Below are 14,909 nucleotides of genomic sequence, written 5' to 3'. Positions count from 1 at the left end.
GGCGTGCCGCCGGAGAACCTGACGACGCAGGGCTATGGCGAGCAGTATCTCAAGGTCGCCACGCAAGCGGACTCGCGTGAGAACCGGCGCGTGACGCTGCGGCGAATTACACCGCTGCTAAGCGGCAAGAACGGCTAATTCCGGAACCCAACGGTTTATCGCGCCCGCAATCTTGAAATCGTCGAGTGCGAAACATTGTAGCTCCACGCGATCTCGGTCATCGACTCGTCGCCGGCGTCGCGGCGCCGGATGGCCTCGTCGCGCTGGTGCTGAGTGAGCTTGAACCGCCGGCCGAGTTTCACTCCCCGCGCTTTCGCTCGGGCGCGTCCTTCGCCGGTACGGGAGCGGATCAGCTCGCGCTCGAATTCCGCCAGCCCGGCTAGCACCGTCAGCATCAGCCGACCGTGAGCCGTCGTCGTGTCCGCCCATCCGTCGCCGAGCGAACGGAAAGCAGCGCCTTTGTCGGCGACGACGCCAAGGATGTTGAGCAGGTCACGTGTTGATCGCGCAAGATGGTCGAGACGCGTCACGATCACGACGTCGCCGGCATTCAGGGTGGCCAGCATCTTGTCAAGCTGCGCACGATCACGCGCAGCTCCCGAAACCTTCTCCTTGAACAGCTTGGACGCGCCGGCGGCGTCGAGCTGAGCAACCTGGGCGTCGAGGGTCTGACCATCGGTTGAGACGCGGGCGTAGCCATAGGTAAAGGGCATGAAACAGGCTCTTATTGCGCACATAAAATATGCACAGCCTAACCTGCTGAAATCGTGGCGTCGAGATGACTGTGCATAATTCTTGACTTGCTGCAGTAAGATTTATACCTATACTGTTTAGACAACAGTCTTTGGAAACACGTGGTCAATCGCAGCGGCTAGTTGAGCCTGAGCGAAGGGCTTGCCCAGACGACGGAGATCGGACAAACCTTCGCTGTCTGGGAGTTCAGCGTAGCCCGACGCCAGAATAATGGGTAATTCTGGTCGCGAAGCCCGAATATGTCGCGCGAGTTCAGCGCCGGTCATGCCAGGCATGGCATGATCTGTGATGACCAAATCGATAGACGGTTCGGCGTTTAAGGTTTCGAGTGCTTTGGCGCCGGACATGACCTCAATCGCGGTATGACCGAGATCTTCCAGCATTGCCGCCGTGCCCATGCTGACCAAAGCGTCGTCATCGACAACAAGAATTGTGCGCGCCATGAAATCTGAAGCTATGACGGCGTCTGGCGAATCGCCGATGACGACCGCCTGAACCGAAGTCTCGGTTGCAACCGGCAACCACAGATCAACCGATGTCCCCTCGTCCGGCGCGCTCGATATCACAAGCGTTCCACCGGACTGAGCGGCCAAGCCATGGACCATGGACAGTCCCAGCCCTGTACCCTTGCCGGGCCCCTTAGTCGTGAAGAACGGCTCCGTAGCCTTAGCGAGCGTGGCTTCGTCCATCCCGGTGCCGGTGTCCGAAACCCTAATGCGTACGTAGGGGCCAGGCCTCAGGTGCGGCTGAGGACGTGTCGCTGACACGGTCATTTCTTCGGCGAAGACGGTGATGACACCTCCATTGGGCATAGCGTCGCGCGCGTTTACCGCAAGGTTGAGCAGCGCAAGTTCGAGCTGGTTGGAATCGACCAGAACAGCTGAAAGCTGGCGCGGTAGTTGTTTTGCGAACCGGACGCCGGGTCCGATCGCCCGCTGCAGTAGGTTCTCGATCCCATCGACGATCTGGAGGACATCCACAGCCTGTGGCTTGAGTTCCTGACGCCGTGCGAAGGCCAGAAGTCGCTGTGTTAGCGCCGCGCCGCGCTCTGCCGCCTGAATCGCATTGTCGAGCAAACGACCATCGCGATCGTCCAGTGGCAATCGCTTCTTGAGCAGATTGAGGCTGCCGAGCGCCGCCATCAGCAAGTTGTTGAAGTCGTGCGCGACGCCGCCGGTCAGTTGCCCGATCGTATCGAGCTTTTGCGCCTCGAAGAGCTGCGCCAGCGCTTCCTCCCGTTCTCGCGTCCGCTCCTCGATGCGGTGCTCGAGTTGCTCGTTGAGGAGGGCTAGCTGACCTGACGAAGCCTCGAGTTCGGCCGTGCGTTCCGCTACCCGCCGTTCGAGCTCGGCGTTCAGTCGTTCCAGCTCGCGGGTTTTTCGAAACAGCTCCGCAAACACCTTAACCTTCGCGCGAAGCAGTTCCGGAACCACCGGCACCGATACGTAATCGACCGCGCCCGCCTGATAGCCGCGCAGCCGATCGGGCTCTGCCATCATGATCGCGGAGACAAAGATGATGGCCGTCTTCTGATAGCGCGGATGTTCGCGGATCATTGCGACGAGTTCGAAGCCGTCCTGGTCGGGCATGCAGACATCGACCAGAATGACGGCGACCTCGGTCTTCAGCAGATGTTCCAGTGCCTCGCGCCCAGACTTCGCCTTGATCAGGTTCTCTCCGAGCTCCTGAAGGATAACCTCATAGCTCAGCAACTTTGCGGGCTGATCATCGACCAGCAGGATATTGACCGGTTCCATCGCGAGTCCCCCCTTATTTTCAGCGATGTAGCCACATGCGAAGCGACGATAGCAACTGTTCTGTGTTGACCGGCTTCGCTAGATAGTCAGAGGCGCCAGCTTCCAGGCATTTCTCGCGATCGCCCTTCATCGCCTTCGCCGTGAGGGCAACGATCGGAAGCCTGCGAAACGCGGGGTTGGAGCGGATCACCTGCATCGTCTCGTAGCCGTCCATGCCCGGCATCATGATATCCATCAGGACGATCGCAACATCGGGCTGGGCATTGATGATCGCGATGGCCTCGTTGCCGGTTGTCGCCGTCAGCACGTTCATACCGCGGCGCTCCAAAACGCTGCTGAGTGCAAAAATGTTCCGCGCGTCGTCATCGACCAGGAGCACCGTCTCGCCGACGAGATCCTCGTCGGAGCTGTGCAGACGCTCGAGCATAGCCTGTTTGGCGGGCGGCAGGTCGGAGACAACCCGATGCAGGAACAAGGCGGTCTCGTCGAGGAGACGTTCCGGCGATTCGACCCCCTTTACCACGACGCTACGTGCCATGGTGTGAAGCTGCGCATCCTCCTCAGGCGACAGCTCGCGGCCGGTAAAGACGATCACCGGCACATCGGCGATGGTCGCATCGTCGCGGATCCGTTCGAGCACCTCGAATCCCGACATGTCCGGCAGTTTGAGGTCGAGCACGACGCAATCGGTCGCGCCCTCGCTCAGGATTTCGAGCGCTCTCGCGCCGGTGTCGACGCTGGTGATGTCGATGTCGTCATGGCCGAGGAGCTCGGTCACGCCCAGGCGCTCACCCGCATTGTCTTCGACCAGCAGTAGCTGCCGGCGGCGCGGCTTGGCATAGCCCTTCAGCTTGGCGAAAGCCTTGTCGAGCCCTTCGCTGGTCGTCGGCTTGTTCATGAAGGCGAATGCGCCGCGGGCAAGACCATGCTGACGGTCTTCGTCGAGGGTGACGATCTGAACCGGTATGTGCCGCGTCGCGGGATCTTGCTTGAGCTGGCTGAGGACCGTCCAGCCGAGCATGTCGGGCAGGAAGACATCCAGCGAAACGGCGGTTGGGCGGTACTCCCGCGCCAATGCCAGCGCGTCGGCGCCGCGCATGGCGACGAGGACCTTGAATCCATTGTCGCGCGCGAGATCGACCAACACGCGGGCGTAATGCGGGTCATCCTCGACGATCAACAGCACGGCGTCGCCCGGCGCGATGAGATGCCGATCGTCATGGATCTGCTCCACAACCTTGTCGCCGAGCCGACCTGCGGTCAGAGCGGCGATCGACACCGCAGCCGCGTTCAACGCCTCCATTTCATTTGGACGGACGGCCGCTGGCGCGTTTCCAACGAATGTCAGCGGCAGGTAAAGCGTGAAGGTACTGCCCACAGTGGGAATGCTGCGAAGCTGGATTTCGCCGCCAAGCAGGTTAGCCAGCTCACGGCTGATGGCGAGGCCAAGGCCCGTGCCACCGTATTTGCGGCTGGTCGATGCGTCGGCCTGCTGGAACGCCTCGAAGATGATCCTTTGCTTTTCCGCCGGGATTCCGATGCCGGTGTCCGTAACTTCGAAGGCGACAACAGAAGGCGCATTCGTCAGCGAGACGTTGTCGGCGCTCCAGCCGCCCTTGACCGGCGAGACGCTCAGCCTGACGCCGCCTTGGTCGGTGAACTTGAAGGCGTTGGACAGCAGGTTCTTGAGCACCTGCTGCAACCGCTTGGAGTCGGTGACGATGCTGCGTTCCAGATCAGGCGCCAACACCACTTCGAAGGACAGCTTGCGATTTTCCGCCTCGTGGCGGAATGGACGCGTCATCACGTCCAGCAAGCTGGCGAAGAAGATTTCTTCAGCATCGACCGAGACGGTGCCGGACTCGATCTTCGACAGGTCGAGAATGTCGCTGATCAGGTTGAGCAGGTCGGTGCCGGCGCCATGGATCGTGCGGGCGAATTCGACCTGCTTGCCCGAAAGGTTGCCGTCCGGGTTCTCGCCAAGCTGCTGGCCGAGGATCAGGATCGAATTCAGCGGCGTGCGCAATTCATGCGACATGTTGGCGAGGAATTCGGACTTGTATTTGGAGGTGAGCGCGAGCTCAGTCGCTTTCTCCTCAAGCGCCCTGCGCGCCTGCTCGATCTCCTGGTTCTTCGCTTCGACCTCGACATTGCGCTCGGCGAGCTGCTGGGCCTTCTGCTCGAGCTGCTCGTTGGTCTGCTGAAGCTCTCGCTGCTGCGTCTGCAATTCGCCGGCGAGCTCCTGCGATTGCTTCAGCAAGCCTTCGGTCTGCATCGTCGCCTCGATCGAATTCAGCACGATGCCGATCGAGGTCGTAAGCTGGTCCAGGAAGGCTAATTGAAGGTCGGTGAAATTGCCGACCGAAGCGAGCTCGATCACCGCCTTGACCTGCCCTTCCGACAGCACAGGCAGTACGATGGCGCTGCGAGGCTTCGCCTTAAATACACCGGAGCCGATCGGGACGATGTTCTTCGGCATGTCGGTGATCAGGATGCGCCGTGCATCACGCGCGCACTGGCCGATCAGCCCATGGCCCATTTTCAGACGTTCGGGATGGCCTTGTACCGGATCGTCGGCATAAGTGGCCAGGAGACGCAAGCTCGACGCCTCGGCGTCGGTCTCGACCTGGTAGATCACGCCATGCTGGGCATCGACGAGCGGCGCAAGGTCGGACAGCAGTATTCGACCGACGGTCGAGAGGTCGCGCTGGCCCTGCAGCATGTTGGTGAAGCGCGCGAGGTTCGTCTTCAACCAGTCCTGGTCGGTGTTGCGCTCGGTCGTCAGGCGCAAATTGCCGATCATCGTGTTGATGTTGTCTTTCAGCTCCGCGACCTCGCCGCGGGCCTCGACCTGGATCGAGCGCGTCAGATCGCCTTTCGTCACGGCGGTGGCGACCTCTGCGATGGCTCGGACCTGCGTGGTGAGGTTGGCTGCCAGCAGATTGACGTTGCCGGTCAGGTCCTTCCAGGTGCCTTCTGTTCCCGGAACGTTGGCCTGTCCGCCGAGCCTGCCTTCGACGCCGACTTCTCGCGCAACGCTGGTGACCTGATCGGCGAAGGTCGCGAGCGTCTTGGTCATGTTGTTGATGGTTTCGGCCAGCGCCGCGACCTCGCCCTTGGAGGCGACGGTGAGGTTCTGTTCGAGGTCGCCATTAGCGACCGCCGTCACGACCTTGACGATGCCGCGAACCTGCTCGGTAAGGTTGGCCGCCATGACGTTCACGGTGTCGGTCAGATCCTTCCAGGTTCCTGCGACGCCGGGCACCTGCGCCTGGCCGCCGAGCTTGCCCTCGGTGCCGACCTCGCGGGCGACGCGCGTGACCTCGCCGGCGAAGGCGTTGAGCTGATCGACCATCGTGTTGATGGTGTTCTTCAGCTCGAGGATTTCGCCCTTCACGTCGACGGTGATCTTGCGCGAGAGGTCGCCGCGGGCCACGGCGGTCGTCACTTCCGCGATGTTGCGGACCTGCGTCGTGAGGTTGGCTGCCAACAGGTTGACGTTGTCGGTCAGGTCCTTCCAAGTGCCGGCAACACCCGGAACGACCGCCTGGCCGCCGAGACGCCCGTCGGTGCCCACCTCGCGCGCCACACGCGTCACCTCGCCCGCAAACGAGCGCAGCTGGTCGACCATGGTATTGAGCGTGTCCTTCAGCAGCAGGATCTCGCCGCGGACGTCAACGGTGATCTTGCGCGACAGGTCGCCATTCGCGATGGCCGTGGCCACTTCCGCGATGTTACGGACCTGCGCGGTCAAGTTGCCGGCCATCGAATTCACCGAGTCTGTCAGGTCCTTCCACGTCCCGGCGACACCGGAGACCTGGGCCTGGCCGCCAAGCTTGCCCTCGGTTCCGACCTCGCGCGCGACGCGGGTGACCTCGCCCGCGAAAGCGTTGAGCTGGTCCACCATCGTGTTGATGGTGTTCTTCAGCTCGAGGATTTCGCCCTTCACGTCGACCGTGATCTTGCGCGAGAGGTCGCCGCGCGCGACCGCCGTCGTCACCTCGGCGATGTTGCGGACCTGGCCCGTCAGGTTGGAGGCCATCGAATTGACGTTCTCGGTGAGGTCCTTCCAGGTCCCGGCGACGCCGGGCACCTGCGCCTGACCGCCGAGCTTGCCCTCGGTGCCGACTTCGCGCGCCACGCGCGTCACCTCGGAGGCGAAGCGGTTGAGCTGATCGACCATCGTGTTCAGGGTTTCCTTCAGCTGAAGGATTTCGCCTTTCACGTCGACGGTGATCTTGCGCGAGAGGTCGCCATTGGCGATGGCCGTCGAGACCTCGGCGATGTTGCGGACCTGCGCGGTCAGGTTGCCGGCCATCGAGTTCACGCTGTCGGTGAGATCCTTCCAGGTGCCCGCCACGCCGAGCACGTTGGCCTGGCCGCCCAGACGCCCTTCGGTCCCGACCTCGCGGGCGACGCGCGTCACTTCGCCGGCGAAACCGTTGAGCTGGTCGACCATCGTGTTGATGGTCTCCTTGAGCTCGAGGATCTCACCGGACACCGTCACGGTGATCTTCTTCGAGAGGTCGCCCTGGGCCACCGCGGTGGCAACCTCGGCGATGTTGCGGACCTGGCCGGTCAGATTCGACGCCATCGAGTTGACCGAGTCGGTCAGGTCCTTCCAGGTGCCGGCGACACCCTTGAGCTGCGCCTGGCCGCCGAGCTTGCCCTCGGTGCCGACCTCTCGCGCGACGCGGGTTACTTCGGACGCAAACGCGTTGAGCTGATCGACCGTGGTGTTGATCGTCTCCTTCAGCTGAAGAATTTCCCCCTTCACGTCGACGGTGATCTTCTTCGACAGATCGCCGTTGGCGATCGCAGTCGACACCTCGGCAATGTTGCGGACCTGCGCCGTCAGGTTGCCTGCCATCGAGTTGACGTTCTCGGTCAGGTCCTTCCAGGTGCCGGCGACGCCACGAACATTGGCTTGTCCGCCGAGACGGCCCTCCGTGCCGACCTCGCGCGCCACCCTGGTCACCTCCGATGCGAAGGCGTTGAGCTGGTCGACCATCGTGTTGATAGTTTCCTTCAGCTCCAGAATCTCGCCCGAGACCGTGACGGTGATCTTCTTCGACAGGTCGCCATTGGCGATCGCCGTCGAAACCTCGGCGATGTTGCGGACCTGCGCTGTTAGGTTCGAGGCCATCGAGTTGACGTTGTCGGTCAGATCCTTCCAAGTGCCGGCCACGCCGGGCACCTGCGCCTGGCCGCCCAGGCGCCCCTCCGTGCCGACTTCGCGGGCGACGCGTGTCACCTCGCCGGCGAAGCCGTTGAGCTGATCGACCATCGTGTTGATGGTCTCCTTCAGCTCGAGGATTTCACCTGAAACGTTCACGGTGATCTTGCGGGACAGATCGCCGCGAGCAACGGCCGTTGTGACCTGCGCAATGTTGCGTACTTGCGCGGTGAGATTGCCGCACATGGCGTTGACCGAGTCGGTCAGATCCTTCCAGGTGCCGGCAACGCCAGGCACCAGCGCCTGGCCGCCGAGCTTGCCTTCTGTGCCGACCTCGCGGGCGACGCGCGTCACTTCCGAGGCGAAGGAGCGCAGCTGGTCGACCATCGTGTTGATCGCTTCCTTCAGCTGCAGGATCTCGCCGCGCACGTCGACGGTGATCTTCTTCGACAAATCGCCGTTGGCGACCGCAATCGTCACCTCGGCGAGGTTGCGGACCTGCGCAGTGAGGTTCGAGGCCATGGAGTTGACGCTCTCGGTCAGGTCCTTCCAGACGCCCGTCACTTCGCTGACCTGCGCCTGCCCGCCGAGCTTGCCGTCGGTCCCGACCTCGCGCGCAACACGCGTCACCTCGGAGGTGAAGACGCTGAGCTGTTTGATCATGGTGTTGACGATGGTGGCTGAGCGCAGGAACTCGCCCTTGAGCGGGCGGCCATCGACATCGAGCGGCATAGTCTGGAGGAGGTCGCCCTTGGCCACCGCAGTGATGGTGCGGGTGACCGCCGTAGTGGGCCACAGCAGATCGTCGATCAATGTGTTGACCGATCCCTCCATATCCGACCAGGCCCCGCCCGATAGGCCAAAGCGGACCCGGGTGCGCGTCTTGCCGTCCCGTCCAACCACTTGGCCGACATGCTCGAGCTGGTTGGCCATGCGCTCGTTGGCGGCCACGATCTCGTTGAAGGTGTCGGCGATTTTGCCGGCCATTCCTGTGCTGTTACCGGGCATTCTGACGCTGAAATCGCCCAAACGCATCGACTGGAGCGCGTCTAGCAGTTCATCGAGGTCAAGGCGCGTCCCGTCAGCGCCGTGCAAGCTGCCCCCCGCGTCCAAGGCGTCGGATCTATCAGGTAATGAGCGGGCAACCCTTTGCGGGCTGGTGCTCTTTTTCGGTGAGGCGTTGGTCTGATCCATTTTAAACTTCCGTCGGTCACCCAACCATCGATCACGCACGTTAACAGCCAGAAGCGGGACTTCGACGAAAAAATGTGGTCTTGGCCGGCGGCTGTCGGACTTCAGGCTGCACAGGTTGTCGTTCGAGCGAGGGCTTTCTAGAATGCTTGTGCATCGAGGGGGGCAAATTAGGCGTGATAGAAAGAGACTTACTGCTTCTACTGCGGTCACTCCGCTCGGTATGGACGCTGGAACTCCTCCTGACGCTGTGGCGCGCACCGGCGCAAAGCTGGAGTGCGGAAGCGTTGGTGCTGGAATTGCGCGCGAGCGATGTCGTTATCCGTGAAAGTCTACGGGAGTTGGTGAGCCTCGGGCTGGCTCGCGCAGAAGACAAATGCCGTTATCGTCTCGATCCCACCAAGCCGGCTTTGGCGGACATGGTCGGCCGTTTAGAGCTACTTTATCGAGAGCGACAAGTGACTGTGATTGAAGCCATTTTCGCCCGTCCAGAGGACGCGCTTCAAAGTTTCGCTGGTTCTTTCAAGATAAAGAGAGATTAATATGTCAAACGCAGGGCAGCTAGTCGTATATTTGTTGTGCTTGCTCACATCTGCAACGTGTGCTGGTCTTTTATTGCGCAATTATATCAAAATTAGAACAAGATTTTTGCTATCCTGCGCGACCTGTTTTACCATGCTAACGCTAAACAACTTCATGGTTTTAATGGACCTAATTCTGCTACCCGCCATGGATCTGCTACCCTATCGTCATATGGCCGCGCTTGCCGGAATTTGCGTGCTGCTCGTCGGTTTCATTCTCGATGTGGAGTAACCCTATGATCCATTTCACTGCCGGCCTCATCACCATGGGTTTTTTAGTGGCGAGCCTTTTTTTCGTGAAGTTCTGGAGGAAGACGCGCGATATCCTGTTCTTGGCCTTCGCCGCAGCCTTTTTCCTGCTCGCAGCGAACCAGGCCCTAACAGTTTTGATCGACATCCCGCGAGATGAAAAGAGCTATCTCTATATTTTAAGGCTAATTGCATTCTCTATAATCATTGTTTCAATACTTCAGAAGAATTATAAAACGCCTTCAAAAGACAATCGAAAGTAGAAATCGCTCCTACTCACGTACAAAATGATGAAATTCGCATACGGCGTTGTTGAGGAGACTATTCAACCGGGCCATTGGCGCCTGGTGAGATCGGCCGAGTGGTTATGTCTATCGGAACAAGCGCGCCGCAGGTCCGTTCTCATTTTTGAAAGAGGAGGTCCACATGCGAGTTTTGATCTTCGTTTTGGCGACGGCGGCGATTATCGGAGCGGGCACCCAAACAGTCCAAGCCCAGCATGGCCTACACGAAGACAGCCGCACGTCTGATCCGCTCGTCAGCAGCGATAAGGTCCGGTATCGGATGGAGATCGACTGGGGTTATAGCCGTCGACCATCTGGAGACTCGCTTGCTCGCAGAGCGGAGCACGTCAGGTCTCAAGCCGCCGGCGTCAGTGGCAGATCAATTGAAGACGAGACAACTCCCGAGCGCGGCGAGAAGGCATGTGGCCCACTGCGCGGCGTAATTGGCGTTCCGGTTGCCCCCTGACCGAATTCAAGGTGCGTTCGCAAGCGTCTCACCGCAGCACGGCGGTGGAGCGTGCATGGCGCGGAGACACACCCGCGTGCTCATTAACGCGATCGCTCGGTACCCTGCGTCCTGGTAACCCTCGTTTTTGAGACAATTGGTAGATTGATCCGTTGGGACCACAGGAGGCCTGCGCGGCGGTCTCAAAAGGCGTCTTGAAATATGTCTCGTATTCCGCCAGCTTGCTGACGAGAAACGAGACACATCATGCGCATCGGCTACGCCCGCGTTTCGACGCTCGACCAGAACGCCGACCTGCAGCTCCAGAAGCTGACCGACGCCGGCTGCGACCGCGTCATCGTCGAAAAGGCGTCGGGTGCGAAAAGCGACCGACCCGAGCTACAGCGCGTGCTGACCGACATTCTGCGGCAGGGGGATACGCTCGTCATTTGGAAGCTCGATCGCCTTGCGCGATCCCTCAAGCAGCTTATTCAAACCGCCGAGGACTTGAAGGGCAGGGAGATCGGGCTCGTTTCTCTCACCGACGCGATCGACACCAGCTCGCCTGGCGGGATGCTGGTCTTCCACATGCTCGGCGCCATCGCCGAATTCGAGCGAGCGCTCATTCGCGAGCGGACGGTCGCCGGGTTGGTCGAGGCCAGGCGGAAGGGCAGGCGGGGCGGGCGCCCGCGCCTTCTGTCTGAAAAGGACACGATCGCTGCGAGGGCGCTGCTCTCCGACGGCACCCTGTCATCGAAGGAAGTCGCGGCACGCTTCGGTGTGTCGAAGGCAACGCTCTATCGGCATCTCGCACCGACTGTGGTCGCGCTTGGTTCTCAACGGGCCTTAAGCGAAGCCCAGAGCTGAGATTCAAAACTCTGCCGGCCATCGGCCTTATTTGCAGGGCCAACTCCAACTCCAAGGAACCGCATGCAGCGACTTGTCCTGGCTCGAGAGATCAGGTTACCCTATATGCGTTTGCCGTTGAATGGCATTGCGCTAAATCGGCAAGGACTAAGATGAGGCTTGGCGCATCCTATCATCATCAATTTGAGGAGCATGTCATGGCTTGGGAGACCCCCTTCGTTGAAGAAATCGCTTGCGGCATGGAAGTCACCGCCTATGCGCCTGCGGTCGAAGCTGCTCCGGTCGTCGAGACCGACTAGGTCGCCTTCGTGAGAGCCGTCGTTCTCGGCGCTGCCGCGGGCGGCGGCTTTCCGCAGTGGAATTGTCGATGCGAGACCTGCGCGCTCGCATGGTCGGGCGATTCGCGTGCGTCTTGGCGCACCCAGTCCGCAGTCGCAGTCACCGGCGATGACGCAACTTGGGTGCTGCTGAACGCGTCGCCGGATCTGTCGGCTCAAATCCGTGCGAATCGGATGCTGTGGCCGAGTGGTATTCGACATTCTCCTATCGGCGCGGTCATCCTCACCAGCGGAGAAATCGATCATGTCGCGGGGCTGTTCAGCTTGCGCGAGCGTCACCCCTTCACGGTGATCGCGCTCCGTCAGGTCCATGACGCGATGAATGCGAACCCGATGCTCGAGGCGGTGCGGGCGGAGCGGCTCGTGGCGACCCCGGGTGAGCCGATCGCATTGCCCGGCGGTCTGAGCGCCATGCTTTTTCCCGTCCCCGGCAAGGTTCCGCTCTACCTGGAGCGCGGCGAGTCCGGGCTTGCCTACGATGACGGCGAGACGGCAGGCGTTCGCCTGACCGGCAAGGGCGGCTCGATCGTCTATATCCCAGGCTGCGCCGCGGCAGGCGACGATCTCATACGCGAGGCAGCGAAGGCCGACGTGCTGTTCTTCGATGGAACGCTGTTTACCGATGACGAGATGATCCGGGCCGGGCTCGGCGAGAAGACGGGCCGCCGCATGGGTCATATGCCGATCTCCGGCGAGGGCGGCTCGCTCGCCTGGCTGCGGGACCTGCCGCGCACGCGACGGATCTATATTCATCTCAACAACAGCAACCCGGCCTTGATCGACGGTTCTCCGGAGCGCCAGGAGATCGAGGCGGCCGGCGTCGAGGTCGCCTTCGATGGGATGGAGGTCGTGCCGTGAGCGCGTTGCTGTCGCCCGAGGCCCTTGAAGCCAGGCTGCGCGCGGTCGGCGCGGCGCGCTACCATGACAAGCACCCGTTCCATGCCAGGCTCCATTCCGGCCGCTGCAGCAAGGGCGAGGTCCAGGCCTGGGCGCTGAACCGGTTCTGCTATCAGGCCCATATCCCGATCAAGGACGCCTCGCTGATCGCGCGCATGGACGATCCGGCGCTGCGGCGCGCCTGGCGGCAGCGTCTGATCGACCATGACGGCCACGAGGATGGCGAGGGCGGGATCGAGCGCTGGCTCAGGCTCTGCGAAAGCCTCGACCTGGAGCGCGCCGACGTGCTGGCCCATCGCGGCATCCTGCCGGCGACACGCTTCGCGGTCGAGGCTTATGTCCATTTCGTGCGCGAACGCCCGCTGCTGGAGGCGATCGCCTCGTCCCTGACCGAGCTGTTCTCGCCGCAGATCATCCAGCACCGGGTCGCGGGCATGCTGGCCCATTACGATTTCGTCAGCCGCGAAAGCCTCGGCTATTTCACGCAGCGCCCCGAACAGGCCAGGCGCGACGTCGAGACGGCGCTGGCCTATGTCGCCGCCCATGCCCACACGCCGGCGGACCAGCAGGCGGTCGTGGCCGCGCTCGAATTCAAATGCGACGTGCTCTGGGCGATGCTGGACGCGCTACACCATGCCTATGTCGAGCCCGGTCATATTCCGCCGGGCGCCTTCGAGCCCGCAGCGCCGTGACGGGCGTCGCGCCTGACGCCAGGCCGCGGCTGCTGCGCGGCGTCAGGCTGAGCGAGGACCGCGTGCGCGGCGGATACACGCTGCTCGCGCCGGAGCGCGTCCTGAAGCTGAAAGGCACGGCGGTGGCGGTTCTGACGCTGTGCGACGGGCAGCGCAGCTTCGCCCAGATTGTCGATGAGCTCGCGCAGTCCTTCGCTGCCGACCGCGCGTTGATCGAGCGGGAGAGCGCGGCGCTCCTGCGCGATCTCGCCGGCAAGCTGATGGTGGAGCTATGACCGCGCCTGCGCAAGTCTCCGCGCCTCTGGCCATGCTGGCGGAGCTGACCCATCGCTGTCCGCTCGCCTGCCCCTATTGCTCGAACCCGCTGCAGCTCGACCGGCGCTCCGACGAACTCGACACGGCGACATGGGTCCGCGTTTTTCAGGAAGCCGCGGCACTCGGAATCCTGCAGATTCATCTCTCGGGCGGCGAACCGGCGGCCCGTCGCGATCTTGTCGAACTCGTCGCAGGGGCGGCGCGCGCCGGGCTCTACACCAACCTGATTACGTCGGGCATCGGGCTCGATCAGGCCAGACTCGCTGCGCTGGCCGAAGCCGGTCTCGACCATGTCCAGCTTTCGGTGCAGGGCATCGACGAGCCCAGCGCCGATGCGGTCGCCGGACTTGCAGGCTCGCACCGGCGCAAGCGCGCCTTCGCGGCCATGACGACGGCGCTGGGCCTGCCGCTGACTGTCAACGTCGTGCTGCATCGCGGCAACCTCGCCGCGCTCGAGGCGCTGGTAGAGGAGGCGATCACGCTTGGCGCGCGCCGGATCGAACTGGCGCATGCGCAATATTACGGCTGGGGGCTGATCAACCGCGACGCCCTGATGCCGGACCGGGCAAGCGTGATCGCGGCGCGCACGACGCTCGACCGGCTGCGCGCGGCGACGCAGGGCAGGATCGTTATCGACTACGTGCCGCCGGATCATTTCGCGCTTTATCCCAAGCCATGCGTCAATGGCTGGGGCCAGCAGTCGCTCAACGTCACGCCGCGCGGGCGCGTGCTACCCTGCCATGCGGCGGAGACCATTCCCGGGTTGGAATTCTGGACCGTCGCCGAGCATTCGCTCGACGTGATTTGGCGGAACTCGCCGGCCTTCAACGCCTATCGCGGTGAGGACTGGATGGTCGAGCCCTGCCGGAGCTGCGCGCGCAAGGCGATCGACTTCGGCGGCTGCCGCTGCCAGGCGCTGGCTCTCACGGGCGACGCGCGCAACACCGACCCGGTCTGCACCCTGTCGCCCCATCATCTGCGGGTCGAGGCGCTGGCTGACACGCCGCTCACCAATACAACGCTCGTCATGCGCGGGCGGTCGGCCCAGGGCGTTGAGGCCTTGCCGCACGACGAGCCTCTCGCGGACCGGATGTCCCCCGCGTGCCGCGACCGGCCGTGAGGCATCGACCGCCGGGCAACTCGCGTGTCGAGCGCAGCTGAAAATTCATAGTCGCATCACGTTGGGGACGTGATTGTGTAAGGCTCGGCTCGTGCGCTGAAGAGGTGTGGATCCGTAGCGTTGCTCGCGACAGCGACAGGAAGCACCAGCAGAACCTCCGACCTGCCACTGGTCGTTCCCGTCGGCATCGCATCGTTGGTCATGCTGCTTTCTCGGGCAGGAGCACGGCATAGGCGGCCAATGC

Annotated in this window: 10 protein-coding genes and 2 pseudogenes; 9 read left to right on the top strand and 3 right to left on the bottom strand. The window is 62.4% G+C overall.

The window, feature by feature from the left end; all coding sequences use genetic code 11:
- Nucleotides 1-138 (top strand): annotated as a pseudogene (locus tag Q8S38_RS24975) (OmpA family protein); the annotation flags it as partial.
- Between the two features lie 17 nt (nucleotides 139-155).
- Here the strand turns inward: Q8S38_RS24975 and Q8S38_RS00300 are convergent.
- The 3 genes from Q8S38_RS00300 to Q8S38_RS00290 form a co-directional block, all read right to left on the bottom strand.
- On the bottom strand, nucleotides 156-713 hold the full coding sequence (locus Q8S38_RS00300; RefSeq protein ID WP_305678412.1) for a recombinase family protein: 558 nt from the start codon (nucleotides 711-713) through the stop codon (nucleotides 156-158).
- 117 nt (nucleotides 714-830) lie between these two features.
- Nucleotides 831-2,510, bottom strand: coding sequence for a response regulator (locus Q8S38_RS00295; protein WP_305678411.1), 1,680 nt, complete (start codon nucleotides 2,508-2,510; stop codon nucleotides 831-833).
- A 19-nt stretch (nucleotides 2,511-2,529) separates the two neighbouring features.
- Nucleotides 2,530-9,138 (bottom strand): HAMP domain-containing protein, encoded by a 6,609-nt coding sequence (locus tag Q8S38_RS00290; RefSeq protein ID WP_465247587.1) that lies wholly within the window; start codon nucleotides 9,136-9,138, stop codon nucleotides 2,530-2,532.
- Between the two features lie 29 nt (nucleotides 9,139-9,167).
- Between Q8S38_RS00290 and Q8S38_RS00285 the strand changes: the two genes are divergently transcribed.
- The 8 genes and pseudogenes from Q8S38_RS00285 (at nucleotide 9,168) to pqqE (ending at nucleotide 14,665) form a co-directional block, all read left to right on the top strand.
- Nucleotides 9,168-9,419: a hypothetical protein gene (locus Q8S38_RS00285; protein WP_305678410.1), complete on the top strand. Its 252-nt coding sequence runs from the start codon at nucleotides 9,168-9,170 to the stop codon at nucleotides 9,417-9,419.
- 1 nt (nucleotide 9,420) lies between these two features.
- On the top strand, nucleotides 9,421-9,690 hold the full coding sequence (locus Q8S38_RS24970; RefSeq protein ID WP_371125805.1) for a DUF5985 family protein: 270 nt from the start codon (nucleotides 9,421-9,423) through the stop codon (nucleotides 9,688-9,690).
- Nucleotides 9,691-9,694: 4 nt separating this feature from the next.
- Nucleotides 9,695-9,970, top strand: a complete 276-nt coding sequence (locus Q8S38_RS00280) for a DUF5985 family protein (RefSeq protein ID WP_305678409.1) — start codon at nucleotides 9,695-9,697, stop codon at nucleotides 9,968-9,970.
- A 733-nt stretch (nucleotides 9,971-10,703) separates the two neighbouring features.
- Nucleotides 10,704-11,303, top strand: coding sequence for a recombinase family protein (locus Q8S38_RS00275; protein WP_305678408.1), 600 nt, complete (start codon nucleotides 10,704-10,706; stop codon nucleotides 11,301-11,303).
- A 197-nt stretch (nucleotides 11,304-11,500) separates the two neighbouring features.
- Complete coding sequence (gene pqqA / locus Q8S38_RS00270) at nucleotides 11,501-11,602, top strand: pyrroloquinoline quinone precursor peptide PqqA (RefSeq protein WP_305678407.1); 102 nt, start codon at nucleotides 11,501-11,503, stop codon at nucleotides 11,600-11,602.
- A gap of 9 nt (nucleotides 11,603-11,611) precedes the next feature.
- Nucleotides 11,612-12,499: a pyrroloquinoline quinone biosynthesis protein PqqB gene (gene pqqB / locus Q8S38_RS00265; RefSeq protein ID WP_305678406.1), complete on the top strand. Its 888-nt coding sequence runs from the start codon at nucleotides 11,612-11,614 to the stop codon at nucleotides 12,497-12,499.
- Nucleotides 12,496-13,505: pseudogene (gene pqqC / locus Q8S38_RS00260) on the top strand (pyrroloquinoline-quinone synthase PqqC). Before pqqB ends, pqqC begins: the two are co-directional and overlap by 4 nt.
- The gene (pqqE, locus tag Q8S38_RS00250) at nucleotides 13,502-14,665 is read left to right on the top strand and encodes a pyrroloquinoline quinone biosynthesis protein PqqE (protein ID WP_371125804.1); all 1,164 of its coding nucleotides are present in this window, start codon (nucleotides 13,502-13,504) and stop codon (nucleotides 14,663-14,665) included. Before pqqC ends, pqqE begins: the two are co-directional and overlap by 4 nt.
- Nucleotides 14,666-14,909 lie beyond the last annotated feature (244 nt).

It is taken from the genome of Allobosea sp. (assembly GCF_030695125.1).
Classification (GTDB): Bacteria; Pseudomonadota; Alphaproteobacteria; order Rhizobiales; family Beijerinckiaceae; genus Allobosea.
Note: the sequence above shows the minus strand (reverse complement) of the source record. Positions and strands in the feature narration are given on the sequence as shown.